The sequence below is a fragment of the Burkholderia lata genome, assembly GCF_902499335.1.
Classification (GTDB): Bacteria; Pseudomonadota; Gammaproteobacteria; order Burkholderiales; family Burkholderiaceae; genus Burkholderia; species Burkholderia lata_B.
This window is the reverse complement of the sequence record NZ_CABVQK010000029.1, coordinates 1-25,020: the sequence shown is the minus strand read 5'-3', so window position 1 is coordinate 25,020 and position 25,020 is coordinate 1. Positions and strand designations below refer to the sequence as shown.

Genomic DNA, 25,020 nt, shown 5'->3' with positions numbered 1-25,020 from the left:
AAAGGTAACAAGGATGTCTGGCGAGATGTTTGGAGATCGGCAACGGCCGATGGTGCTCGTACTGGGGCTCGGGGAATCGGGTCTCGCGATCGCGCGATGGTGCGCGAGGCACGGGTGCCGGCTGCGTATTGCCGATACCCGCGAGGCGCCGCCGAACCTTGCCGCGCTGCACGCCGAAGGCATCGATGCGGAATTCGTCGGCGGGGCGTTCACGCCTGCGCTGCTCGACGGTGGCGTCGAGCTCGTCGGGCTGAGCCCCGGGCTGTCGCCGCTCGAACCGGCACTCGCGGCGCTGGTCGCGGCCGCGAACGAACGTGGCGTCGCGGTGTGGGGTGAGCTGGAATTCTTCGCGCAGGCGCTGCGCGCGCTCGGCACGAGCGGTTACCAGCCGAAGGTGCTCGCGATCACGGGTACCAACGGCAAGACCACGACGACGAGTCTCACGGGCCTGCTGTGCCAGCGCTCGGGCAAGAAGGTTGCCGTCGCGGGCAACATCAGCCCGGCGATGCTCGACCGGCTCGCCGGCGCGATCGACGAAACCGCGTTGCCCGACGTATGGGTACTCGAACTGTCGAGCTTCCAGCTCGAGACCGCGCGCACGTTCGCGCCCGATGCGGCCGCGATCCTCAACATCACGCAGGACCACCTCGACTGGCACGGCAGCTTCGACGCGTATGCGCAGGCAAAGGGCCGGATCTTCGGCGCGACGACCACGCGCGTGCTGAACCGCGACGATGCGGCCGTGATGAAGTTCGCGCCGGCAGCCGGCGCGGCCGATGCGCCGCGCACGGTCACGTTCGGCCTGAACGAACCGGTGCAGGACGGCGACTACGGGCTGTCGCGCGACAACGGCATCGCGTGGCTGGTCGAAGCCGTCGATCGCGACGCACCGGACGAAGCAGCGACGACGACCCGCCGGCGCAAGCGCGACGCCGCGCATACGCCCGACATCGCGCAGAAGCGCCTGATGCCGGCCGATGCACTGCGTATCCGCGGGCTGCACAACGCGGCGAACGCGCTGGCCGCATTCGCGCTCGCCCGTGCGATCGACCTGCCGGCCGCGCCGCTGCTGCACGCGCTGCGCGAATACCGCGGCGAGGCGCATCGCGTCGAAGTGATCGCGACGATCGACGACGTGGACTACGTCGACGACAGCAAGGGCACGAACGTCGGCGCGACGGTTGCCGCGCTCGACGGGCTCGCGCAGAAGATCGTGCTGATCGCGGGCGGCGACGGCAAGGGACAGGATTTCGCGCCGCTGGTTGCGCCGGTCGCGCGCTGGTGCCGCGCGGTGATGCTGATCGGCCGCGACGCGCCGGCGATCCGCGACACGCTCGCCGAAACCGGCGTGCCGCTCGCCGACCACGCGACGCTCGAAGGCGCGGTGCACGCGGCGGCCGACCTCGCGGAGCCCGGCGATGCGGTGCTGCTGTCGCCCGCCTGCGCGAGCCTCGACATGTTCAGGAACTACGCCCATCGCGCGGATGTGTTCCGCGCGGCGGTCGACGAAATCGCCATCGACAAAGGAGCGACGCCATGAGCTGGTCCGATCGCCTCGTGTCCCGTTTCAACGATCGCCGCGACACCGGCGGCAATGCCGCGGGCGGCCGTGTCGCGTCCGCCACGCGTGCCGCGACGGGCGGCCTCGCGAGCGTCGTCAACGGCGTGCGCCCGAGCCGTTCGCGGATGCTCGACTTCGACTACTCGCTGCTGTGGGTCGCGATCGCGCTGCTCGGGCTCGGCGTCGTGATGGTGTATTCGGCGTCGATCGCAATGCCCGATTCGCCGAAATACGCGTCGTATCACGATTACGCGTTCCTGATGCGTCACTGCATCTCGCTCGTCGTCGCATTCATCGCGGCGGTGATCGCGTTCCGTGTGCCGGTGTCGACGTGGGACAAGTACGCGCCGCATCTCTTCCTGATCGCACTCGTCAGCCTCGTGATCGTGCTGATCCCGCACGTCGGCAAGGGCGTGAACGGTGCACGCCGCTGGATTCCGCTCGGCATCACGAACATGCAGCCATCGGAAATCATGAAGCTCGCGGTGACGATCTACGCGGCGAACTACACGGTGCGCAAGCAGGAATACATGCAGAGCTTCGCCAAGGGCTTCCTGCCGATGGCATTCGCGGTCGGCCTGGTCGGCGCGCTGCTGCTGCTCGAGCCGGACATGGGCGCGTTCATGGTGGTCGCGGCGATCGCGATGGGCGTGCTGTTCCTCGGCGGCGTGAACGGCAAGCTGTTCGGCGGCCTCGTCGCGACGGCGGTCGGCACCTTTACGATGCTGGTGTGGCTGTCGCCGTGGCGTCGCGAGCGGATCTTCGCGTATCTGGATCCATGGGACGAGCGCTATGCGCAGGGCAAGGCGTACCAGCTCACGCACTCGCTGATCGCGTTCGGCCGCGGCGAGTGGTTCGGCGTCGGTCTCGGCGGCAGCGTCGAGAAGCTGAACTACCTGCCGGAAGCGCATACCGACTTCATCCTCGCGGTGATCGGAGAGGAGCTCGGTTTCGTCGGCGTGCTGGTCGTGATCCTGCTGTTCTACTGGATCGTGCGCCGCGCGTTCGAGATCGGTCGCCAGGCGCTCGCGCTCGATCGCACGTTCGCGGGCCTCACCGCGAAGGGCATCGGCATCTGGTTCGGCGCGCAGACCTTCATCAACATGGGCGTGAACCTCGGGCTGCTGCCGACCAAGGGCCTGACGCTGCCGCTCGTGAGCTACGGCGGCTCGGGCATCTTGCTGAACTGCGTTGCGCTCGCGGTGCTGCTGCGGGTCGACTACGAAAACCGGGTGCTGATGCGCGGAGGAAAGGTATGACCGCGTCGCAACGCACGCTGATGGTGATGGCAGGCGGCACCGGGGGCCACGTGTTCCCGGGGCTCGCGGTCGCGCACCGGATGGAAGCGGCGGGCTGGCGCGTCGTGTGGCTCGGAAATCCGGCCGGGATGGAAGCGACGCTCGTGCCGAAGCACGGCATTCCGATGGAGTACGTGCGGTTCGGCGGGCTGCGCGGCAAGGGCCTGAAGACCAAGCTGACGCTGCCGTTCAACCTGCTGCGCGCATGCGGGCAGAGCCTCGCGGCGCTGCGCCGCGTGCGGCCCGACGTCGTGCTCGGAATGGGCGGCTACATCACGTTCCCGGCGGGTGTGATGACTGCACTGTCGGGCCGTCCGCTCGTGCTGCATGAACAGAATTCGATCGCGGGCCTGACGAACAAGGTGCTCGCGAAATTTGCGAAACGCGTGCTCGTCGCGTTCCCCGGCGCGCTGCCGCACGCGGAATGGACGGGTAACCCGATTCGCGCGGAACTTGCGCGCACGGAAGCGCCCAAAGCACGCTATGCATCGCGCAGCGGCCCGCTGAACGTGCTGGTCGTCGGCGGCAGCCTCGGTGCGGCCGCGCTGAACGAAGTCGTGCCGCGCGCGCTGGCGATGCTGACGCCGGGCGAACGCCCGCGCATCGTGCACCAGGCCGGCGCGAAGCACATCGACGCGCTGAAGGCGAATTACGAAGCGGCCGGTTTCGCGGCCGGCGAAGACGTGCGGCTCGTGCCGTTCATCGACGACATGGCGGCCGCGTATGCGGCGGCGGATCTCGTGATCTGCCGGTCGGGCGCGATGACGGTGTCGGAAATCGCGGCGGTGGGCGTGGCGGCGCTGTTCGTGCCGTTCCCGTATGCGGTCGACGATCACCAGACGAACAACGCCGCGTTCCTCGCCGATGCGGGCGGGGCGGTATTGGTGCAACAACGCGACCTGTCGGCGGAGCTGCTCGCCGACTGGTTGCGCGGCCAGTCGCGGGCGTCGCTCGCGGAAATGGCGGAACGTTCGCGCTCGCTGGCGAAGCCCGAGGCCACCGACGAAGTCGCGCGCGTATGCGCGAAGGCGGCCGGCGCGAACCTGGAAGAACTGCAATGAAACACATCGTCAAACACATTCATTTCGTCGGCATCGGCGGCGCGGGCATGAGCGGCATCGCCGAAGTGCTCGTCAACCTCGGCTACGAGGTCAGCGGCTCGGACCTGTCGCGCAACGCGGTGACCGATCGTCTCCAGGCGCTCGGCGCACGGATCGCGATCGGCCATGACGCGGCGAACATCGAGGGCGCGAACGCGGTCGTCGTATCGACGGCCGTGCGCTCGGACAACCCGGAAGTGCTGGCCGCGCGCGCGAAGCGCGTGCCGATCGTGCAACGCGCGGTGATGCTGGCGGAGCTGATGCGCCTGAAGCAGGGCATCGCGATCGCCGGCACGCACGGCAAGACCACGACGACGAGCCTCGTCGCGAGCGTGCTCGCGGCGGGCGGTCTCGATCCGACCTTCGTGATCGGCGGGCGGCTGATCAGCGCCGGCGCGAACGCGCGGCTCGGCACGGGCGACTTCATCGTCGCCGAGGCCGACGAGTCGGACGCGTCGTTCCTGAACCTGTATCCGGTGATCGAAGTCATCACGAACATCGACGCCGACCACATGGACACCTACGGCCACGATTTCGCGCGGCTCAAGCAGGCGTTCATCGAATTCACGCAGCGCCTGCCGTTCTACGGCAGCGCGGTCGTGTGCGTCGACGATCCGAACGTGCGGCAGATCATCCCGTTCATCTCGAAGCCGGTCGTGCGCTACGGGCTGTCGCCGGACGCGCAGGTGCGTGCGGAAGACATCGACGCACGCGACGGCCGCATGCATTTCACGGTGATCCGCGAAGGGCGCGCGCCGCTCGCGGTCGTGCTGAACATGCCGGGCCTGCACAACGTGCAGAACGCGCTCGCGGCGATCGCGATCGCGACCGATCTCGGCGTGTCGGACGACGCGATCCAGCTGGCGCTGGCGGAATTCAACGGCGTCGGCCGGCGCTTCCAGCGCTACGGCGAAGTGCCGACCGCAGACGGCGGCCAGTACACGCTGATCGACGATTACGGCCATCACCCGGTCGAAATGGCGGCGACGATCGCTGCCGCGCGCGGTGCGTTCCCGGGCCGCCGCCTCGTGCTGGCGTTCCAGCCGCACCGCTACACGCGCACGCGCGACTGCTTCGACGATTTCGTCAACGTGCTGTCGACGGTCGATGCGCTGGTGCTGACGGAAGTCTACGCGGCCGGCGAGGCTGCGATCTCGACCGCCAACGGCGACGCGCTGTCGCGTGCACTGCGCACGGTGGGGAAGGTTGACCCGGTGTTCGTCGCGACGGTCGACGACGTGCCGGACGCATTGGCGAAGGTCGCGCAAAACGGCGACGTGGTGATCACGATGGGCGCGGGTTCGATCGGCGGCGTGCCGGCGAAGGTTGCGCAGCACACTCAACAGAAGGCATGACATGAGCGGGATTGATCCGAAACGTTTCGGCAAGGTGGCGGTGTTGTTCGGCGGCGAGTCCTCGGAGCGCGAGGTGTCGCTCACGTCGGGCAAGCTCGTGCTGCAGGGCCTGCGCGACGCGGGCATCGACGCGCACCCGTTCGACCCGGCCGAGCGCCCGCTGGCGGCGCTGAAGGACGAAGGGTTCGTGCGCGCGTTCAACGCACTGCACGGCGGCTACGGCGAGAACGGCCAGATCCAGGGCGCGCTCGATTTCTACGGCATTCGCTACACGGGCAGCGGCGTGCTCGGGTCGGCGCTCGGCCTCGACAAGTTCCGCACGAAGCTCGTGTGGCAGCAGACCGGCGTGCCGACGCCGCCGTTCGAGACGGTGCTGCGCGGCGACGACCTCGCCGCGCGCGCGACGGACATCGTCGCGAAGCTCGGCCTGCCGCTGTTCGTGAAACCGGCGAGCGAAGGCTCGAGCGTCGCGGTGCTGAAGGTGAAGACGGCCGATGCGCTGCCGGCTGCACTCGCGGAAGCCGCGACGCATGACCCGATCGTGATCGTCGAGAAGAGCATCGAAGGCGGCGGCGAATACACCGCCTGCATCGCCGGCGATCTCGACCTGCCGGTGATCAAGATCGTGCCGGCCGGCGAGTTCTACGACTATCACGCGAAGTACATCGCCGACGACACGCAATACCTGATTCCGTGCGGGCTGCCCGCCGACAAGGAAGCGGAGCTCAAGCGCGTCGCGCGCCGTGCGTTCGACGTGCTCGGCTGCACCGACTGGGGCCGCGCGGACTTCATGCTCGACGCCGACGGCAACGCGTACTTCCTGGAAGTGAACACCGCGCCGGGCATGACCGACCACTCGCTGCCGCCGAAGGCCGCGCGCGCGGTCGGCATCAGCTATTCGGAGCTGGTCGTGAAGGTGCTGTCGCTCACGCTCAACGACTGACGAAGGAACGGAACGACGTATGTGGAACAACGTTCGCCAACTCAACCTTGCCGCCAGCGCGCTGTACGCGCTGTTGCTGCTCGTGTTGGCGGCGGCCGGTTGCTACTGGCTGATCCAGCGCCCGACGTTCGCGCTGCGGGAAATCCGGATCGACGGGGACACCGAGCACATCAATTCGCCGACGGTGCGCGCGGGTGTGGTCGGCCGGCTGAAGGGCAATTTCTTCACGGTCGATCTCGACGCCGCGCGGGCCGCGTTCGAGCAGATGCCCTGGGTGCGCCACGCGAGCGTGCGCCGGGTGTGGCCGAATGCGCTGGCTGTCACGCTCGAGGAGTACAAACCGCTCGGGACCTGGGGCAGCGACCAGCTCGTGAGCGTCGACGGCGAGCTGTTCACCGCGAACCAGGGCGAGCTGGAGCAGGAGCTGCCGGCGTTCGACGGCCCGGAGGGCAGTGCGAAGGAAGTCGTCACGCGGTATCGCGACTTCGGGAAATGGTTTGCGCCGCTGAAGGCGGCGCCGGAAGAAGTGACGCTGTCGGCGCGGTACGCGTGGACGGTGAAGCTGTCGAACGGCATGCAGGTCGAGCTGGGCAAGGAACGCAACAGCGAGTCGCTGCATGACCGGAGCCAGCGCCTGGTCGCCGCATGGCCGGCTGTCACGGAGCGCTGGGGCAACGACATCGAGTACGCGGACCTGCGTTATCCGAACGGATTCGCGATTCGTGCGGCAGGCATGCGGTTCCTGACCGATACCGACAAGCGCAAGAAGTAACGAGAGATCACACGCAAGAGCACTTTATGAGCAAAGACTACAAGGATCTGCTGGTTTCCCTCGACATCGGCACGTCGAAGGTGGTGGCCATCGTCGCCGAGCTGAAGGGCGAAGGCCACTACGAGGTGATCGGTCTCGGCCAGAGCGAGTCGAAGGGTCTGAAGAAAGGTGTGGTGGTCAACATCGAGGCCACCGTGCAGTCGATCCAGCGCGCGCTCGAGGAAGCCGAGCTGATGGCCGACTGCAAGATCACCAACGTGTTCACGGGGATCGCGGGCAGCCACATCCGCAGCTTCAACTCGAGCGGGATGGTCGCGATCAAGGACAAGGAAGTCACGCAGACCGACGTCGCGCGCGTGATCGAGACCGCGAAGGCGATCAACATCCCGACCGACCAGCAGGTGCTGCACATCCTCACGCAGGAATTCATCATCGACGGCCAGGAAGACGTGCGCGAGCCGATCGGGATGAGCGGCATCCGGCTGGAAGTGAAGGTGCACATCGTGACGGGCGCGGTGAGTGCCGCGCAGAACATCGTCAAGTGCGTGCGCCGCTGCGGGCTCGAAGTGAACGACCTGATCCTGCAGCCGCTCGCCTCGTCGCTGGCCGTGCTGACGGAAGACGAAAAGGATCTCGGCGTGGTGCTCGTCGACGTCGGCGGCGGTACGACGGACATCGCGATCTTCGCCGAAGGCGCGATCCGCCATACCGCGGTGATTCCGATCGCCGGCGACCAGATCACGAGCGACATCGCGATGGCCCTGCGCACGCCGACGCCGGATGCGGAAGACATCAAGGTCGGTTACGGCATTGCCAAGCAGGCACTCGCCGATCCGGACGAAATGGTTGAAGTGCCGGGCCTCGGCGAACGCGGCCCGCGCACGCTGTCGCGCCAGGCGCTCGCAGCCGTGATCGAGCCGCGCGTCGAGGAACTGTTCTCGCTCGTGCAGCAGGTCGTGCGCGAATCGGGTTACGAAGAACTGCTGAGCTCCGGCGTGGTCATTACCGGCGGGGCATCGATGATGCCCGGCATGGTCGAGCTCGGCGAAGACATTTTCCTGAAACCGGTGCGCATCGGCGCGCCGGAGTATGCAGGCGGCCTTTCCGACGTCGTGCGCAATCCGCGCTACTCGACGGCGATGGGGCTGCTCGTCGAAGGCAGTGCCCAGCGCATGCGCGGCCGCAAGGTCGCCGTGCAGTCCGGCAACGCGGGGCAGGTGTTCTCGCGGATGAAGGAATGGTTCCTGAGCAACTTCTGACGAACCGAATCGAAATTCGCGCTGGTGCCGGCGGCTGGCGCGCGACAGGGGGTTGCCCGATCTCCTGCCGAATAACGGCCGAGTAGCAGTAATTCTCTTGACGGAGGCAACAATGGAATTCGAAATGCTGGAAACCGAAACCAACGGCACCATCATCAAGGTGGTCGGCGTTGGCGGCGCTGGCGGCAATGCCGTCCAGCACATGATCAACCGCGGGGTGCAGGGCGTCGACTTCATCGTGATGAACACGGATGCACAGGCGCTGTCGCGTTCGCGCGCATCGTCGGTGATCCAGCTCGGCAACACGGGCCTGGGCGCTGGCGCGAAGCCGGAAATGGGCCGTGCGGCAGCGGAAGAAGCGCGTGAGCGCATCGCCGACGCACTGCGCGGCGCGCACATGGTGTTCATCACCGCCGGCATGGGTGGCGGTACGGGCACGGGCGCGGCACCAGTGGTCGCGCAGATCGCGAAGGAGATGGGCATCCTGACGGTGGGTGTCGTCAGCAAGCCGTTCGAATTCGAAGGCGGCAAGCGCATGCGCGTCGCTGAAGCCGGTTCGCAGCAACTGGAGGATCACGTCGACTCGCTGATCGTCGTTCTGAACGACAAGCTGTTCGACGTGATGGGCGACGATGCCGAGATGGACAAGTGCTTCCAGTGCGCGGACGACGTGTTGAACAACGCGGTCGCAGGCATCGCTGAAATCATCAATGTCGATGGCCTCGTGAACGTCGACTTCGAAGACGTGAAGACGGTGATGGGCGAGCAGGGCAAGGCGATGATGGGCACGGCGACGGTTGCCGGCGTCGATCGCGCACGCCTCGCGGCGGAACAGGCCGTGGCGAGCCCGCTGCTCGAAGGCGTCGATCTGTCGGGCGCGCGCGGCGTGCTGGTCAACATCACGTCGAGCCGTTCGCTGCGCCTGTCGGAAACGCGCGAAGTGATGAACACGATCAAGAGCTACGCGGCGGAAGATGCGACGGTGATCTTCGGTGCGGTGTACGACGACGCGATGGGCGATGCACTGCGCGTGACGGTTGTGGCGACGGGTCTGGGCCGTGCGGCGAAGAAGCAGCAGTCGGCACCGATGACGCTGCTGCGCACGGGTACGGACAACCAGCCGGTCAGCGCGGTTTCGCACGGCTATGCACCGGCGCATCACGTCAGCACGGCAGACTACGGCGCGCTCGATACGCCGGCGGTGTGGCGCAATTCGCGCGAAACCGCGGCATCGCACGTGCAGGCGCTGCAGGAGAAGGGTGTCGACACGTACGACATCCCGGCTTTCCTGCGCAAGCAGGCTGACTGACGCAAACACAGGCGAAGCCGCGGCGAAACTGCCGCGGTATCGCCGGCGTGACGGATGCTACGGACCACGACAGGCCGCGTCGGCTGCGACGCCGGGCCGGGAAACGTGCCCTCTCCGCGCAAGCGGGGCGGGATGGGCCGTGCTGTCCGCGACACGCTGAAAAACCGTATCGCTATGAGGGACCAGCCATGATTCAAGTGGGCGACGCGCTGCCCGACGCGCAATTGTTCGAGTACATCGACGACGCGCGCGAAGGGTGCACGCTGGGGCCGAACGCCTGCAGCGCGCGCGACCAGGTTGCGGGAAAGCGGGTGGTGATCTTCGGATTGCCGGGCGCTTTCACGCCGACCTGCTCGGCGCAGCATGTGCCGGGCTACGTCGAACACGCCGAGCAATTGCGCGCGGCGGGTATCGACGAGATCTGGTGCGTGTCCGTCAACGACGCATTCGTGATGGGCGCATGGGGACGTGATCTGCACACCGCGGGCAAGGTGCGCATGATGGCGGACGGCAGCGCGGCTTTCACTCATGCGCTGGGGCTGACGCAGGATTTGTCCGCGCGTGGCATGGGAATTCGTTCCCTGCGCTACGCGATGGTGATTGACGGCGGTGTGGTCAAGACGCTGGCCGTCGAGGCGCCGGGCAAATTCGAAGTGAGCGATGCGGCGAGTGTTCTCGCGACGTTGACGTCCTGATCGTGCGGTGCGCCGTTGCCTTCCGGCAACGCTGCTCACCGGCCTCAGGGCAGTTGTAACACGGGCTGATGACCGGAAACGCCTCCGTTCCGGGCATCGGCCCGTCCCGTATCGGCGCGGGTAAACAGTCGAAACAGATTGATACGCAGTTTCAAACTACGCTGAATAGGGAATTACGCTATAATCTCCCCTATCGAATATAACTCCTGATTGATATCTTCAATCACGACGAAGAACATCATGCTGAAGCAGCGCACCATCAAGTCCATCGTGAAGACCGTGGGTATCGGTGTCCACTCGGGCCGCAAGATCGAGCTGACGCTCCGTCCTGCCGCGCCGGGCACGGGTATCGTCTTCTCCCGCGTCGACCTTCCCACGCCCGTCGACATTCCCGCCGCGGCGACGTCGATCGGCGACACGCGGCTCGCGTCGGTGCTGCAGAAGGATGGCGTGCGCGTGTCGACCGTCGAGCACCTGATGTCGGCGTGTGCCGGCCTCGGCATCGACAACCTCTATGTCGACGTGACGGCCGAGGAAATCCCGATCATGGACGGCAGCGCGGCGACCTTCGTGTTCCTGATCCAGTCCGCCGGGATCGAGGAGCAGAACGCGCCGAAGCGCTTCGTCAAGGTGAAGAAGACGGTCGAAATCCGCGACGGCGACAAGTTCGCGCGTCTCGATCCGTACTTCGGTTTCAAGCTGAAATTCTCGATCGACTTCCGTCACCCGGCCGTCGACAAGACCGGCCAGGAGCTCGAGGTCGATTTTGCGAATACGTCGTATGTGCGCGAGATCGCGCGTGCACGCACGTTCGGCTTCGCACATGAGGCCGAGATGCTGCGCGAGATGGGTCTCGCCCGCGGCGGCAGCATGGAAAACGCGATCGTGCTCGACGAGTACCGCATCCTGAACAACGACGGGCTGCGCTACGACGACGAGTTCGTGAAGCACAAGATGCTCGACGCGATCGGCGACCTGTACGTGATCGGCCATCCGCTGCTGGCGTCGTACACGGCGTACAAGTCGGGCCACGGGCTGAACAACGCGCTGCTGCGCGAACTGCTCGCGAATGAAGATGCGTACGAGATCGTCACGTTCGACGATCCGCAAGCCGCGCCGAAGGGTTTCGCGTTCGACATGCAGACGGCCTTTGCGTGACCTGCGTTCCGCGCAAGCAATAAAAAAGCAGCCTTCGGGCTGCTTTTTTATTGGCCGGCGCTGGCGCTGCCGGCGGCGCGTATGGTCAGCGTGGTTTCGCGCCATGCCGGGCCGCCATCCGCGCGAGCGCGTCCTGCAGCGGCGACGGTTCGAGATGGTCGGCCAGGTCGCGCAACGCGGCCGCCCCGACCGACGTCATGCGCGCCTGCTTCACGTGCGGCGGCTCCGGCGCATCCTTCGGACGCACGCGCACGCGCAGCGTCGAAACCGGCCAGCCGCGCTTTTGCAGATCGCCGAGCAGTCGCGGCTCGACCTGTCGCAGCCGTGCGGCCAGTGCGTTGTGCGCGGCAAAGAGGGTCAGGGTCCCGTCCTTCACGAAACCGGGTTCGACGTGGTTCGCCAGGTAGTCGGGCAGGAGCGCGACAAGATCGCGCTGCAGCGACGCGATTTGTTCGACGCCGGCGCGTAGCGCTGCGAACGCGTCGGTGCGACCGAGTACTTCGGACACGGGTTGCGGGCGATACGGGGCGAGCGGGCCGAAACGCTTGGAAAATCGGTTCATCGAGACATTCTTCGGGCGCGCACGCGCGCGGACGTTGATGCCGATTGTACCCGTGCGGGCCCGGGCACGGGCGGCTTTCGCCCCGTAGGCCCGGCCGTTGCCGCGCAGTGCCCGTCCGCCCGAGACACGGGCGCATGCTTTCCCGCGTGCTAAAATTCGACGTTTGAGTCCACTAATTCGCTAAGCCGCCGAGGCTCGGGCGTCGGGGCGCGCAACACGCGCCGGGCGCCGGTGCTGCGACGCAGGATCCGATCCGATGACAACCGGTTTTCTCCAGAAAATTTTTGGCAGCCGCAACCAGCGGCTCGTCAAGCAATACCAAAAGACCGTCACGACGATCAATGCGCTCGAAACGCAGATCGAGAAGCTGACGGACGACCAGTTGCGCGGCAAGACGGACGAATTCCGCCAGCGGGTCGCGGCCGGCGAGTCGCTCGACAAGCTGCTGCCCGAGGCGTTCGCGGTCTGTCGCGAGGCCAGCCGTCGCGTGCTGAAGATGCGGCACTTCGACGTGCAGATGATCGGCGGCATGGTGCTCCACTACGGCAAAATCGCGGAAATGCGCACCGGCGAGGGCAAGACGCTCGTCGCGACGCTGCCCGTGTACCTGAACGCGCTGGCAGGCCGCGGTGTGCACGTGGTGACGGTCAACGATTACCTCGCGCAGCGCGACGCCGAATGGATGGCGCGCCTCTACAACTTCCTCGGTCTGTCGGTCGGCATCAACCTGTCCGGCATGGAGCACGACCAGAAGCAGCAGGCCTACGCGGCGGACATCACGTACGGCACGAACAATGAATTCGGCTTCGACTACCTGCGCGACAACATGGTCTACGAGACCGACGCGCGCGTGCAGCGGGCACTGAATTTCGCGGTCGTCGACGAAGTGGACTCGATCCTGATCGACGAGGCACGCACGCCGCTGATCATTTCGGGCCAGGCCGAGGATCACACCGAGCTTTACGTGCGGATGAACGCACTGCCGCCGCTGCTCGAGCGCCAGATCGGCGAAGAGAAGGCCGACGGCACGGGCGTCGAGAAGCCGGGCGACTACACGCTCGACGAGAAGGCGCGCCAGGTGTTCCTGACGGAATCGGGCCACGAGAAGGCCGAGCGTCTGCTCGCCGAATGGGGCCTGATCGGCGAGGGCGAGAGCCTGTACGCGCCGCAGAACATCACGCTGATGCACCACGTGTACGCGGCACTGCGCGCACACACGCTGTTCCACAAGGATCAGCACTACGTCGTGCAGAACGGTGAAGTGGTCATCGTCGACGAATTCACGGGCCGCCTGATGGCCGGCCGCCGCTGGTCCGACGGCCTGCACCAGGCGGTCGAGGCGAAGGAGCACGTGAAGATCCAGAGCGAGAACCAGACGCTCGCGTCGATCACGTTCCAGAACTACTTCCGGATGTACGCGAAGCTGGCCGGCATGACCGGTACCGCCGACACCGAAGCGTACGAATTCAACGAGATCTACGGTCTCGAGACAGTCGTGATCCCGACCAACCGTCCGCCGAAGCGGATCGACAAGCAGGACCAGATCTACAAGACGGCCAAGGAGCGCTACGACGCGGTGATCCGCGACATCCGCGACTGCTACGAGCGCGGCCAGCCGGTGCTGGTCGGCACGACGTCGATCGAGAACTCCGAGTTGCTGTCGCACCTGCTGAAGCAGGCTGGGCTGCCGCACGAGGTGCTGAACGCGAAGCAGCACGAGCGTGAAGCCGCGATCGTCGCGGAAGCCGGCCGTCCGAACCGCATCACGATCGCGACCAACATGGCCGGTCGCGGTACCGACATCGTGCTCGGCGGCAACGCCGAGAAGCAGGCCACGTTCATCGAGGCCGACGAAGCGATCCCGGCAGACGAAAAGGCGCGCCGCATCCAGAAGCTGCACGACGAGTGGGAAACGCTGCACGAGCAGGTGAAGGCCGCGGGCGGCCTGCACATCATCGGCACCGAGCGCCACGAATCGCGCCGGATCGACAACCAGCTGCGCGGCCGTGCGGGCCGCCAGGGCGATCCGGGCTCGTCGCGCTTCTACCTGTCGCTCGACGATCCGCTTCTGCGCATCTTCGCGGGCGACCGCGTGCGTTCGATCATGGACCGCCTGAAGATGCCGGAAGGCGAGGCGATCGAGGCCGGCATCGTCACGCGTTCGATCGAATCCGCGCAGCGCAAGGTTGAAGCGCGCAACTTCGACATCCGCAAGCAGCTGCTCGAATACGACGACGTGTCGAACGACCAGCGCAAGGTGATCTACCAGCAGCGCAACGAGCTGCTCGAAGCGCACGACATCACCGAGACGATCAGCGCGATGCGTCACGGCGTGATTACCGAAGTCGTCCGCCAGTTCGTGCCGGAAGGCAGCATCGAAGAGCAGTGGGACGTGCCCGAGCTCGAGGAAGCGCTGCGCAACGACTGGCAGCTCGATCTCGCAATCCAGGAAATGGTGAACGAGTCGTCGTCGATCACGGCCGAGGAGATTCTCGACGCCGTGATGACGGCCGCCGACGAGCAGTACGAGGCGAAGGTCGCAATGGTCGGCCGCGAATCGTTCAGCGCGTTCGAGCGCTCGGTGATGCTGCAGACGGTCGACCGCCTGTGGCGCGAGCACCTCGCGGCGCTGGACCACCTGCGCCAGGGTATCCACCTGCGCGGCTATGCGCAGAAGAACCCGAAGCAGGAATACAAGCGCGAGGCGTTCGAGCTGTTCGCCGCGATGCTCGAGGCGATCAAGCAGGAAGTCACGCGCGTCGTGATGAACGTGCAGATCCAGTCGCCGGAGCAGCTCGAGGAAGCGGCCGAGCAGATCGAGGAGCGCGGCGGTCATCTCGAGAACGTCGAGTACCAGCACGCCGATTACGCAGACGCCGGTGCGCCGGTGGCGAACGTCGCGGCTGCCGCGGCGGCCACGGCGACGGCCGACATGGTCGGCAGCGCGATGACGCACAGCGGCCCCGGCGGCGAAATGCCGAAGGTTGGCCGCAACGATCCGTGCCCGTGCGGCAGCGGCAAGAAGTACAAGCAATGTCACGGGAAGCTGTCATGATCGACGGCGGCGCGCGTCACGCGTGCCGCTTCGTTCGCAGCTTCGAGTGAGTGATGTGAGTTGCGGCGGCCCGCGCGTGCGGTCGCCGGTTCTTCCAATCGATGCCGGCGCATGCCGGCATTTTCCATCCGGCAGGTGTGCCCCATGGCTGTCAATTTTCCGTCGATCGATCCCGCCCAACTGCATCCCGTCGCCGGCGTCACGCTCGGCTGGGCGGAAGCGAACATCCGCAAGCCGAATCGCAAGGACGTGCTGGTCATCTCCGTCGACGAAGGCGCGACGGTCGCGGGCGTGTTCACCGAAAACCGCTTCTGCGCGGCGCCGGTCACCGTCTGCCGCGAGCACCTGGCGAAGGTGCGCGCGGGCGGCGCGGGCATTCGCGCGCTCGTCGTGAATACGGGCAATGCGAACGCGGGCACCGGCGAGCCGGGCCTCGTGAACGCACGTGAGACCTGCACGGAACTCGCGCGCCTCGCGGGCATCGAGCCGGCGCAGGTGCTGCCGTTCTCGACCGGCGTGATCCTCGAGCCGCTGCCGATCGATCGCCTGAAGGCAGGGCTGCCTGCCGCGCTCGAGAATCGCAAGGCCGCGAACTGGTTCGACGCCGCGCAGGCGATCATGACGACCGACACGCTGCCGAAAGCCACGTCGCGCCAAGTGACGATCGACGGCCACACGGTCACGCTGACGGGCATCAGCAAGGGCGCGGGCATGATCAAGCCGAACATGGCGACGATGCTCGGCTTCCTCGCGTTCGATGCGAACGTCGCGCAGCCGGTGCTCGACACGCTCGTGAAGGAAGTGGCCGACCGCTCGTTCAACTGCATCACGATCGACGGCGATACGTCGACGAACGACTCGTTCATCCTGATCGCGTCGGGCAAGAGCACGCTGCCGGCGATCACGTCGACCGATTCGCCGGCCTATGCGGCGCTGCGCGATGTGGTGACGGAAGTCGCGCAGGTGCTGTCGCAACTGATCGTGCGTGACGGCGAAGGCGCGACGAAATTCATGACGGTGCAGGTCGAAGGCGGCAAGAATGTCGCGGAATGCCGCCAGATCGCTTACGCGATCGGCCATTCGCCGCTCGTGAAGACGGCCTTCTACGCATCCGACCCCAACCTCGGCCGGATTCTCGCGGCGATCGGCTATGCGGGCGTCGCGGATCTCGACGTCGACAAGATCGACCTCTATCTCGATGACGTGCTCGTCGCGAAGGCGGGCGGCCGCAACCCGGCCTACCAGGAAGAGGACGGCCAGCGCGTGATGAAGCAGAGCGAAATCACGATCCGCGTGCTGCTGGGCCGCGGCGACGCGCAGGCCACCATCTGGACGTGCGACCTGTCGCACGACTACGTGAGCATCAACGCGGATTACCGCTCCTGATCGGGGGCGTTCGAACGACATGGACAAGCTTGAACAGTTTCTGACGCGCGCCGAAGCGCTGCTCGGCCGTCTCGAGGGGATGCTGCCGCCCGCGCAGGCCGCGGTCGACTGGAATGCCGCACACGCGTTCCGCTGGCGCAAGCGCCAGGGGCGCGGCTATCTGCAGCCGGTGCCGGCCGTGTCGTCGATCACGCTCGACGACCTGCACAACATCGATCGCCAGAAAGGGCTGATCGAACAGAACACGCGGCAGTTCGTGCAGCAGAAGCCGGCCAACAACGTGCTGCTGACCGGCGCGCGCGGTACCGGCAAGTCGTCGCTGATCAAGGCGTGCCTGAACGCGTATGCGAAGGACGGCCTGCGGCTGATCGAAGTCGACAAGGACGACCTGCACGATCTCGGCGACATCGTCGACCTGATCTCGCAGCGTCCCGAGCGCTTCATCGTGTTCTGCGACGACCTGTCGTTCGAGGAAGGCGAGTCGGGCTACAAGGCGCTGAAAGTTGCGCTCGACGGCTCGATCGCCGCGCAGTCGGACAACGTGCTGATCTACGCCACGTCGAATCGCCGCCATTTGCTGCCCGAGTACATGAGCGACAACGAGACGTACAAGCATCTCCCGGATGGCGAGATTCACCCCGGCGAAGTCGTCGAGGAAAAGATCTCGCTGTCGGAGCGCTTCGGCCTGTGGGTCAGCTTCTATCCGTTCAAGCAGGACGACTACCTCGACATCGTCGGGCACTGGCTGCGTCATTTCGGCTGCCCGGATGCGGAGATTGAATCCGCACGCGGCGACGCGCTCGTGTGGGCGCTCGAGCGCGGCTCGCGGTCGGGGCGCGTCGCGTGGCAGTTTGCGCGTGACTGGTCGGGCCGCAAGGAGCAGGCATGAGCACGGATCTCGCACAAGGCGCCGTGCGCGCGCCCGACGGCCGCAAGGTGACGGAAGTCGCGGTCGGCGTGATGGTGCAGCCGGACGGCAGTTACCTGCTCGCACAGCGGCTGCAAGGCAAGCCGTATGAAGGCTACTGGGAGTTTCCGGGCGGCAAGCTGGAGGCCGGCGAAAGCGTCGAGGACGCGCTTGCGCGCGAACTGCACGAGGAGCTCGGCATCGAAGTCACGGCCAGCCATCGCTGGCACACGCTCGAGCACGATTATCCGCATGCCTACGTGCGGCTTTATTTCTGCAAGGTGACGGGCTGGACGGGCGAGCCGCACAGCAAGGAAGGGCAGGCGTTCGTGTGGCAGCAACTGCCGGTCGAGGTCGCGCCGCTGCTGCCGGCCGCGCTGCCGGTGCTCGAACTGCTCGAGAAGGAAGCTGCGTCGAACTGACGCCATGATGGCCTGCCGGAAAGGCGGGCCATATCACTGGCGGGCGGTGCCGCGCGCCGCTCAGCTGTCGCGACGGCCGTCCGTGCCGTCTTCTTCCGACGAGGGGCCCTCGTCGGAGGATCCACCGATCCGGTACTTTTCCGCGGCCCATGCGCCGAGGTCGAGCTGCTTGCAGCGGGCCGAGCAGAACGGGCGGAACTGATTTTCGGGCGTCCAGCGCACTTCGGCGCCGCACGACGGGCATTTCACAACGGTAGTCATACGAAAGCGATCCGGCCCGTGGCCGTTACAGATTGCACAGTGTCAGATGGAACGGCACGTCGATGTCCACCGCGCGCGGCCGCACATCGCCGTCCTGCATGGTGAACCGTACCCACAGCATGTATTTGTTGGCGCTCGCTTCGGGAATGACGCGCAGCTCCGGCGCCACGCGCACCTGCATCAACTGGTAGGTGCGGCCGGACAGCATCTGCTGGTAGCTGCCCTGCATCGCCATCACCTTCGACGCCTGGCCCGATTCGCGCGCGAGCCGCAGCACGATCGTCACGGCGTCGCGTAGCGGCAGCATCGGCAGGATCCACTTCGCGATGTCCTGGCGCCGCTGCTCGGCGGGCCACTGCTGCCATGCGTAGTACGACGGCAGGTCGAACTTGCACGTGCCGCCGGGAATTACTGCGCGGCTGCGGATGCTGGCGAGCCACTCGTTGTCGACGAGGTGTTGCCCGGTCTTGCCCTGCATCTGCGCGAGATTCGCGAGCGTCTGCTCGATTTCGCCGAGCACGGCTTCGAGCGCGTTCTGCTCGATGCCCGGATTGCCGCGAAAGGGAGCGAGCGTCTGGCGTTGACGTTCGAGCTCCTTCATCAGATCCGATTTCAGGTCCGCGCGGCCCGTTACCTCGGCGATTTCGAACAGCGTCGTCAGCGCGACGTGGTGTTCACGCGGGTCCTCCTGAGCCAAAAAGAACGCGAAGCGCTCGAAGAGATCTTCGAGGCGCAACAGCGTGCGAATTCGCTCGTTGAACGGATACTCGTAAAGAATCAAGCGCGCTCGCCTCTTGGGTAGGGATTGAAACAATGCAGGACATTCTAATGCTCACTCTCTACCCTAGCAACGCGCCAATTTCGTACGCCATCACGATCGCGTGCAATGCTCAGCGCGCGGCGGCCGCGAACCCGAGATAGCGTTGGTGCAGTGCATCGACCTGCGCGGCGAGAACGTCGGGTGTGGTCGCGTCGTTGACGATGACGTCGTCGGCCGCCGCGAGACGGGCTTCGCGTGTCGCCTGTTTCGCGATGATCGCTTCGACCTGCTCGCGCGTGAAGCCATTGCGCCGCATCACGCGTGCGATCTGCGTTTCGACCGGGCAGTCGACGACGAGCACGCGGTCGCTGCGCGCCTTCCAGTTGCCAGACTCGACGAGCAGCGGCACGACGAACATCACGTACGGGCCCTGCGCTTCGCGCGCTTCGCGATCGGTCTCCGCGCGGATCAGCGGGTGTGTGATCGCTTCGAGGCGCCGGAGCGCGGCGTCGTCGCTGAAGATCAGTGTGCGCATCTTCGCGCGGTCGAGCGAGCCGTCGGCGGCAACGAAGCCGCGGCCGAATGCCTGTTCGATCGCGGGCATCGCGAGGCCGCCCGGTGCGGTGATGCGATGGGCGATCAGATCGGTATCGACGAGCGACGCGCCACGGGCGGCGAACAGGTCGGCGACGGTCGTCTTGCCGCTGCCGATGCCGCCGGTGAGTCCAATCGCGAACATGTCAGCCTCCGAGCGCCGAATAGAAAGGGGTGCCGAAAAACAGCGTCGCGACGCCGCCTGCCGCGAGGAACGGGCCGAACGGAATCGGCTCCTCGAAGCGCATGCGGCCGCGCCAGGTTGCGATGAGCCCGACGATCGCGCCCGTCACCGCGGCGAACAGCACGACCTGCGGCAGTGCGGCCCAGCCCAGCCAGGCGCCGAGCGCGGCGAGCAGCTTCAGGTCGCCGAAACCGATGCCCTCGATGCCGCGCAACCATTTGAACAGCCAGTAGATCGACCACAGGAACAGGTAACCGGCCATGGCACCGATCACGGCCGAGCGCAGCGACGTGAACGTGCCGCCGAGGTTCAGCACGAGCCCGGCCCAGAGGAGCGGCAGCGTCATCGAGTCGGGCAGGTAGCCCGTCCGGATATCGATTGCGCTCATCGCGAGCAGCGCGGCGCACAGCGCGAACGCGGCAAGCGCGGCGACGGTCGGGCCGAATGTCGCGAGCGAGCCGGCGGCGAGCAGTGCGCACGCGAGCTCGACGAGCGGATAACGGATGCCGATCGCGTGGCCGCAGCGCCGGCAGCGCCCGCGCAGTATCAGGTAGCTGACGAGCGGGATGTTTTCCCATGCGCGCAGCACGTGGCCGCAATGCGGGCAGGCGCTGCGCGGGCGCCACAGATCGTAGTGCGGCGGGTAGCCGTCGTCGGGCGGGGCGCTCGCATTGCCGGTCGCTTCATCGATCTCGGCTTGCCACGCGCGCTGCATCATCACGGGCAACCGGTGCACGACGACGTTCAGGAAGCTGCCGATGCAAAGGCCGATGACGACCGCGAACGCATACTGCAGCGCGGGCGGCAGCATCGCCAGCGCGAGCAGCGTGCTCTCGGGCGAATCGGTAACGGCGGACAGGGGCGTTGGCGTCATGTGGCTCAAGGTTCGGACTAAAAGGCGACAGAATCGGTTGCGATGCTACACCACGTTGCCGAGCTGAAGGATGGGCAGGTACATCGCGATCACGAGGCCGCCGACGAGTGCGCCCAGTACGATCACGATCAGCGGTTCGCCGAGCGCGGCGAGTGCGTCGAGACGCGCGTCGAGCTGGCGTTCGCACAGCGTGGCGATGTCGGCGAGCATCGTGTCGAGCGCACCCGTCTCCTCGGCGACGGCGATCGGCTGCACGACGTCGTCCGGAAAGCAGCCGGCCGACTGCATTGCGTCCGCGAGACGAGCGCCTCGCAGCACGCGGGCTGCGATGTGCGCGGTGGCGTGCTCGAACACCGGATGGCCGGCGGTGCGTTCGAGCGTGGCGAAGGCATCGGCGAGCGGCACGCCGGCGCCGAGCAGTGTCGCAAGCGAGCGGCACCAGCGTGCGGCTGCGAATCGACGCAGCGCGCTACCCGCGAGCGGGGCGTGCAGCAGGCGCCGCGCGACAGCGTGGCGCAGCGCTGCCGATCGTCGTAGCGCGTGATGTGCTGCCAGCCCGGCTGCCGCCGTACCGGCAACGAGCACACCGCCCCACGCCGACAGCGCGGAGGACAGCGCGAGCAGCGCGCGGGTCGGCGCCGGCAGTGCGGCGCCGAAACCGTCGAAGATCTGCCGGAACGTCGGCACGACCCACACCATCAATGCGGCCGAGATCGCGAGCCCGAACAGGATGACGGCCGCCGGATAGGCGAGCGCGGCGCGCAGCTTGCGCCACTGCGTGTCGGTGCGCTCGCGGTGCTCCGCGACCCGTGTCAGCACGATGCCGAGCGAGCCGGACGCTTCGCCGACTTCGATCAGCTGGCGATACAGCGTGCCGAACTGCGATGGATAGCGTGCGAGTGCCTCGGCGAAGCGCTGGCCGCCGACGATCTCGCGGGCGAGACCTGCTGCGATGCGCGGCAGGCCGTCGCGTGGCCGCGTACGCGCGAGTATTTCGAGCGACGGCGCGAGCGGTAGTCCGGCTTGCAGCAGGCTCGCGAGCTGGCGAGTGAAGCGCGTGACGTCCCGCGTGCCGGCCGTTGGCGGCCGGGCCGGCCCGCGGACATCGAGCGAGAGCACCGCGATGCCGTCGCGTGCGAGCACGGCGCGTGCCGCTTCTGCGTCGAACGCGATGACGATCCCGTGGCGCGGCGTGCCGTCGCGACGGCGGCCGCGCCACGCGAAGCGGGTCTCGCGCGGTGGCGTGCGCATGCTCATGCCACAGGTGTCGCGGCGAGGGCTTCCGCGATGCTCGTCGTGCCGTCGTGGACGCACGCGAGCGCCGCGTCGCGCAGACTGCGCACGCCTTCGGCTGCCGCGCATCGCGCGAGTTCGCCGACGCTCGCCCGTGCGACGATGCGTTCCGCCAGCCCGGGCGATACCGGCATCGTCTGATGCAGGCCGACCCGGCCGCGATAGCCGATGCCGTGACAGGCCGAACAGCCTCGCGCGACGAACGGCCGCCACCCGGCTGCGAGGGCGGCCGGGTCGCAGCCGGCTTCGCGCAGGACGGGCACCGGTGCGTCCGAGGGCGCGCGGCAGGTGGTGCACAGCCGCCGGACGAGGCGCTGCGCGGTGACGAGGTGCAGCGCGGCTGCGAGGTTGTACGGTGCGACGCCGATGTCGAGCAGCCGCGCGACGGCGGCCGGTGCGTCGTTCGTGTGCAGCGTCGACAGCACGAGATGGCCGGTCTGCGCGGCCTTGATCGCGACGTCGGCCGTCTCCGCATCGCGAATCTCGCCGACCATGATGATGTCCGGATCCTGCCGCAGAAGCGCGCGCAGTGCAGTCGCGAACGTGAGCCCCGCTTTTTCGGCGACACCGACCTGGCTGATGCCGTCGAGCTGGATCTCGGCGGGATCCTCGACCGTGCAGACGTTGTGCGCGTCGCGATCGAGCATCTGCAGCGCGCAGTAGAGCGACAGCGTCTTGCCGCTGCCGGTCGGGCCGGTGACGAGTACGAGGCCATGCGGTGCGCGTATCGCGGCCTCCATCGCGGCCGCCTGATGCGCGTTGAAGCCGAGACGGGCGAGCGTGAGGTCGGGCGGCATCGTTTCGAGGCGCCGCAGTACGAGTTTTTCACCGAACAACGTGGGCAGCGAGCTGACCCGGTAGTCACCGCGCGTACCGCCGTCGATTGCGATGCGCAGCCTGCCGTCCTGCGGGAGCCGCCGCTCGGCGATGTCCATGCGCGCGAGCACCTTGATCCGCGTGACAAGTGCGTCGCGCAGATGAAGAGGTGGCCGCGCATGTTCGTGCAGCACGCCGTCGATGCGCAGGCGGATGCGCCAGCCGGCTTCGAATGGCTCGACGTGGATGTCGGATGCGTCGCGCACGCGTGCCGCGTGAAGTGTGTCCGTCAGCAGCCGTACGGCCGGCGCATCGTCGAGTTGGGCTGCGTCGAGCGCGCGCGGTGCGGTAGCGGGCGACGCGCCTGAGTGGGCGGGCGGCGGCTGCGTGCGCAGCGGCGCCCCGGGAGGAGTGAAATGCATGTGAGCCGGCGCGCTGGCCGCCTGTTGACCGTGACCAGCAGATGGTCGCGCGTCGCGGGCGGCGCCGGCAGTCAGCCGTTCGGCTAGCGCGCGGTGGCGCGTCCGGTGCGCGAGCCGCGCGGCTTGAAGAGCTTGACGGTGCGCACGGCCTGGTCGTCGCTGCGCATCACCTCGAGCATCACGTCGCCGATTTTCAGGCACACGTCGTCTTCCGGAATTTCCTCGAGGATTTCGAGTACCAGTCCGTTCAGCGTCTTCGGCCCGTCGGTCGGCAGCTTCAGGTGCAGCCAGCGATTCAGTTCGCGCAGCGGCATGCTCGCCGAGACGATGCATTCGCCGTTCTCGTCCCAGCCGCCCGCGCGTTCGCTGCGCGGCATCGACGTCGTGAATTCGCCGATCAGCTCCTCGATGATGTCTTCGGGCGTGACGAGCCCTTCGAGCTCGCCGTACTCGTTGACGACGAGCGCGGTCCGCTGCCGCGTTTCCTGGAAAAACTGGAGCTGCTGGACCACCGGCGTGCCGGACGGCACGTAGTACGGCTCGGCGAGCAGCGTGCGCAGCGTCTCGCGGTCGAACTCCTGGTTGTGCAGCGCGGTCAGCGTCTTGCGCACGTGCAGCACGCCGAGCACCTTGTCGATGTCGCCTTCGTAGACGATGAGCCGGTTGTGATAACAGGTTTCGAGCTGGTGCAGGACGTCGTCGAGCGGCGCGTAGAAGTTGAGCGACTCGATCTGGCGGCGCGGCACCATCACGTCGTCGACCGTGATGTTCTCGAGGTCGAACAGGTTGAGCAGGATGCTGCGGTGCTTGGTCGGCATGAAGCTGCTCGACTCGAGCACGATGGCGCGCAGCTCGTCGGCCGACATTCGCTGGTCGCGACCCTTCTTCGTGTTGATGCGCAGCACCCACAGCACGCCGTTCGCGAGCGCGTTGACGAACCAGACGACCGGCTTGAACACGCGCATCAGCGGTGCGATCACGAGGCTCGCGGGCAGCGCGATGCGTTCGGGGAACGTTGCGCCGACGATCTTCGGCGCGATTTCTGCAAATACGATGATCAGGAACGCGACGATGCCGGTCGCGATCGACAGCGCGAGGTTGTTGCGGCCGAACGTATGCAGCGCGAGCGACGTCGTCAGGACCGGGATGATCGTGTTGAACAGGTTGTTGCCGATCAGGATCACGCTGAGCAGCAGGTCAGTGCGCGTCAGCAGGCCTTGCGTGGTTTTCGCGCCGAGTGCGCCCTGGCTGGCGAGATGCTTCAGCCGATGGCGGTTGAGCGCCATCATCGCGGTCTCGGAAATCGAAAAGAAGCTGGAACAGAGGAGAAGCAGGAAGACGGCGCCGATTTGCGCCCATAAGGGAATTTGGTCCACGCGTTGGAAGGGCAGTGAAGGACAGGGATGGAAGGAATATAGCAGAGGCCGGCGGCGGCGATGTGTCGTGCGCGACACGAGGGGCCTGCGGCGGCCGGGCAAAAAAAAACCGTGCACGGAGTGCACGGTTTTTTACAAATCTGGTCGGGGTGAGAGGATTCGAACCTCCGGCCTCTACGTCCCGAACGCGATTTCTCCGCCTGATACGGTGCTCCGGATTGCGGTCGCTGCATTATAAATCAATGGCTTGCGCTTGGCTTCGCTCCGTTTCGCGCACCTGCGCGCAGTGGCGATATGGGGGGAGTTGCCACTGACTTGCCACTGACTTCGTCGCCGTAGCGAGTATATGGGTGCGGCTGGTCCCCAATTTCGCGAAATAGTTCGGGCCATGCCCTGTGAGCCTTGCTATACGCCCAGACCTCAACATCGACGCGCCTCATCATGGCCACTCATCACGAATCTTTCACGCCTCTTACGAAACTGGCGGTTGCCGACGTCCTGGGCATTTCTGTCCGGTCCGTGGAGAACTGGATAAGCGACGGCACCTTGCCGGTGCCGGTGAAGCTGGGCAACCGCGTTTACTGGCTGTTGATGTCCGCACAGAACTGACCCACTAGAGCTGAAAATTTTCATCGAATTTTGACCCACGTGATTGAAT

Annotated in this window: 23 protein-coding genes; 15 read left to right on the top strand and 8 right to left on the bottom strand. The window is 66.5% G+C overall.

Annotated elements, in window-relative coordinates:
- The first annotated feature begins 25 nt into the window (after positions 1–25).
- From murD to lpxC, 10 genes are all read left to right on the top strand, one after another.
- A complete protein-coding gene (murD, locus tag BCO18175_RS39905; RefSeq protein ID WP_174989237.1) occupies positions 26–1,540 on the top strand; it encodes a UDP-N-acetylmuramoyl-L-alanine--D-glutamate ligase in 1,515 nt (504 codons plus the stop codon).
- A complete protein-coding gene (ftsW, locus tag BCO18175_RS39900) occupies positions 1,537–2,820 on the top strand; it encodes a putative lipid II flippase FtsW (protein WP_085042294.1) in 1,284 nt (427 codons plus the stop codon). Before murD ends, ftsW begins: the two co-directional genes overlap by 4 nt.
- The gene (murG, locus tag BCO18175_RS39895; RefSeq protein ID WP_174989235.1) at positions 2,817–3,920 is read left to right on the top strand and encodes an undecaprenyldiphospho-muramoylpentapeptide beta-N-acetylglucosaminyltransferase; all 1,104 of its coding nucleotides are present in this window, start codon (positions 2,817–2,819) and stop codon (positions 3,918–3,920) included. Before ftsW ends, murG begins: the two co-directional genes overlap by 4 nt.
- Complete coding sequence (murC, locus tag BCO18175_RS39890; RefSeq protein WP_174916804.1) at positions 3,917–5,314, top strand: UDP-N-acetylmuramate--L-alanine ligase; 1,398 nt, start codon at positions 3,917–3,919, stop codon at positions 5,312–5,314. The genes murG and murC overlap by 4 nt, the downstream gene beginning before the upstream one ends.
- A gap of 1 nt (position 5,315) precedes the next feature.
- Positions 5,316–6,257 carry a D-alanine--D-alanine ligase gene (locus BCO18175_RS39885; protein ID WP_011350841.1) on the top strand — a complete coding sequence of 314 codons (942 nt, stop codon included), beginning with the start codon at positions 5,316–5,318 and terminating at the stop codon, positions 6,255–6,257.
- 19 nt (positions 6,258–6,276) lie between these two features.
- Positions 6,277–7,029: a cell division protein FtsQ/DivIB gene (locus BCO18175_RS39880; protein WP_011350842.1), complete on the top strand. Its 753-nt coding sequence runs from the start codon at positions 6,277–6,279 to the stop codon at positions 7,027–7,029.
- Positions 7,030–7,055: 26 nt separating this feature from the next.
- Positions 7,056–8,288 carry a cell division protein FtsA gene (ftsA, locus tag BCO18175_RS39875; protein WP_165582120.1) on the top strand — a complete coding sequence of 411 codons (1,233 nt, stop codon included), beginning with the start codon at positions 7,056–7,058 and terminating at the stop codon, positions 8,286–8,288.
- Positions 8,289–8,400: 112 nt separating this feature from the next.
- Positions 8,401–9,597: a cell division protein FtsZ gene (gene ftsZ, locus BCO18175_RS39870; protein ID WP_021159911.1), complete on the top strand. Its 1,197-nt coding sequence runs from the start codon at positions 8,401–8,403 to the stop codon at positions 9,595–9,597.
- Between the two features lie 188 nt (positions 9,598–9,785).
- Positions 9,786–10,292, top strand: coding sequence for a peroxiredoxin (locus BCO18175_RS39865; RefSeq protein WP_174989251.1), 507 nt, complete (start codon positions 9,786–9,788; stop codon positions 10,290–10,292).
- Positions 10,293–10,532: 240 nt separating this feature from the next.
- Positions 10,533–11,450: a UDP-3-O-acyl-N-acetylglucosamine deacetylase gene (gene lpxC / locus BCO18175_RS39860; protein ID WP_011350845.1), complete on the top strand. Its 918-nt coding sequence runs from the start codon at positions 10,533–10,535 to the stop codon at positions 11,448–11,450.
- Between the two features lie 85 nt (positions 11,451–11,535).
- Here lpxC and BCO18175_RS39855 read toward each other — a convergent pair whose 3' ends face one another.
- Positions 11,536–12,012: a DUF721 domain-containing protein gene (locus tag BCO18175_RS39855; protein ID WP_174916806.1), complete on the bottom strand. Its 477-nt coding sequence runs from the start codon at positions 12,010–12,012 to the stop codon at positions 11,536–11,538.
- Between the two features lie 256 nt (positions 12,013–12,268).
- Here BCO18175_RS39855 and secA point away from each other — a divergent pair, with 256 nt between their 5' ends.
- The 4 genes from secA to BCO18175_RS39835 all read left to right on the top strand — a co-directional run bounded on the left by secA (position 12,269) and on the right by BCO18175_RS39835 (position 17,782).
- A complete protein-coding gene (gene secA, locus BCO18175_RS39850; protein ID WP_174989233.1) occupies positions 12,269–15,067 on the top strand; it encodes a preprotein translocase subunit SecA in 2,799 nt (932 codons plus the stop codon).
- A gap of 144 nt (positions 15,068–15,211) precedes the next feature.
- A complete protein-coding gene (argJ, locus tag BCO18175_RS39845) occupies positions 15,212–16,453 on the top strand; it encodes a bifunctional glutamate N-acetyltransferase/amino-acid acetyltransferase ArgJ (protein ID WP_174989232.1) in 1,242 nt (413 codons plus the stop codon).
- 19 nt (positions 16,454–16,472) lie between these two features.
- Positions 16,473–17,342, top strand: a complete 870-nt coding sequence (locus BCO18175_RS39840) for an ATP-binding protein (protein WP_174916809.1) — start codon at positions 16,473–16,475, stop codon at positions 17,340–17,342.
- Positions 17,339–17,782: an NUDIX domain-containing protein gene (locus BCO18175_RS39835; protein WP_174916810.1), complete on the top strand. Its 444-nt coding sequence runs from the start codon at positions 17,339–17,341 to the stop codon at positions 17,780–17,782. The genes BCO18175_RS39840 and BCO18175_RS39835 overlap by 4 nt, the downstream gene beginning before the upstream one ends.
- 60 nt (positions 17,783–17,842) lie before the next feature.
- Here BCO18175_RS39835 and BCO18175_RS39830 read toward each other — a convergent pair whose 3' ends face one another.
- From BCO18175_RS39830 to BCO18175_RS39800, 7 genes are all read right to left on the bottom strand, one after another.
- Positions 17,843–18,043 carry a DNA gyrase inhibitor YacG gene (locus BCO18175_RS39830; RefSeq protein ID WP_027788444.1) on the bottom strand — a complete coding sequence of 67 codons (201 nt, stop codon included), beginning with the start codon at positions 18,041–18,043 and terminating at the stop codon, positions 17,843–17,845.
- A 25-nt stretch (positions 18,044–18,068) separates the two neighbouring features.
- Positions 18,069–18,824 (bottom strand): cell division protein ZapD, encoded by a 756-nt coding sequence (zapD, locus tag BCO18175_RS39825; protein ID WP_043191449.1) that lies wholly within the window; start codon positions 18,822–18,824, stop codon positions 18,069–18,071.
- 109 nt (positions 18,825–18,933) lie between these two features.
- Entirely contained in the window at positions 18,934–19,542 is a 609-nt protein-coding gene (gene coaE, locus BCO18175_RS39820) for a dephospho-CoA kinase (RefSeq protein WP_174916811.1), read from the bottom strand.
- 1 nt (position 19,543) lies between these two features.
- Positions 19,544–20,455 (bottom strand): prepilin peptidase, encoded by a 912-nt coding sequence (locus BCO18175_RS39815; RefSeq protein WP_174989230.1) that lies wholly within the window; start codon positions 20,453–20,455, stop codon positions 19,544–19,546.
- A 45-nt stretch (positions 20,456–20,500) separates the two neighbouring features.
- Positions 20,501–21,712 carry a type II secretion system F family protein gene (locus tag BCO18175_RS39810; protein ID WP_174989228.1) on the bottom strand — a complete coding sequence of 404 codons (1,212 nt, stop codon included), beginning with the start codon at positions 21,710–21,712 and terminating at the stop codon, positions 20,501–20,503.
- Positions 21,709–22,986: a GspE/PulE family protein gene (locus BCO18175_RS39805; RefSeq protein WP_174989226.1), complete on the bottom strand. Its 1,278-nt coding sequence runs from the start codon at positions 22,984–22,986 to the stop codon at positions 21,709–21,711. The genes BCO18175_RS39810 and BCO18175_RS39805 overlap by 4 nt, the downstream gene beginning before the upstream one ends.
- An 83-nt stretch (positions 22,987–23,069) precedes the next feature.
- A complete protein-coding gene (locus tag BCO18175_RS39800) occupies positions 23,070–24,362 on the bottom strand; it encodes a CNNM domain-containing protein (protein ID WP_174989224.1) in 1,293 nt (430 codons plus the stop codon).
- 441 nt (positions 24,363–24,803) lie between these two features.
- Here BCO18175_RS39800 and BCO18175_RS39795 point away from each other — a divergent pair, with 441 nt between their 5' ends.
- A complete protein-coding gene (locus BCO18175_RS39795; protein ID WP_174989222.1) occupies positions 24,804–24,971 on the top strand; it encodes a helix-turn-helix transcriptional regulator in 168 nt (55 codons plus the stop codon).
- The last annotated feature ends 49 nt before the right edge of the window (positions 24,972–25,020 follow it).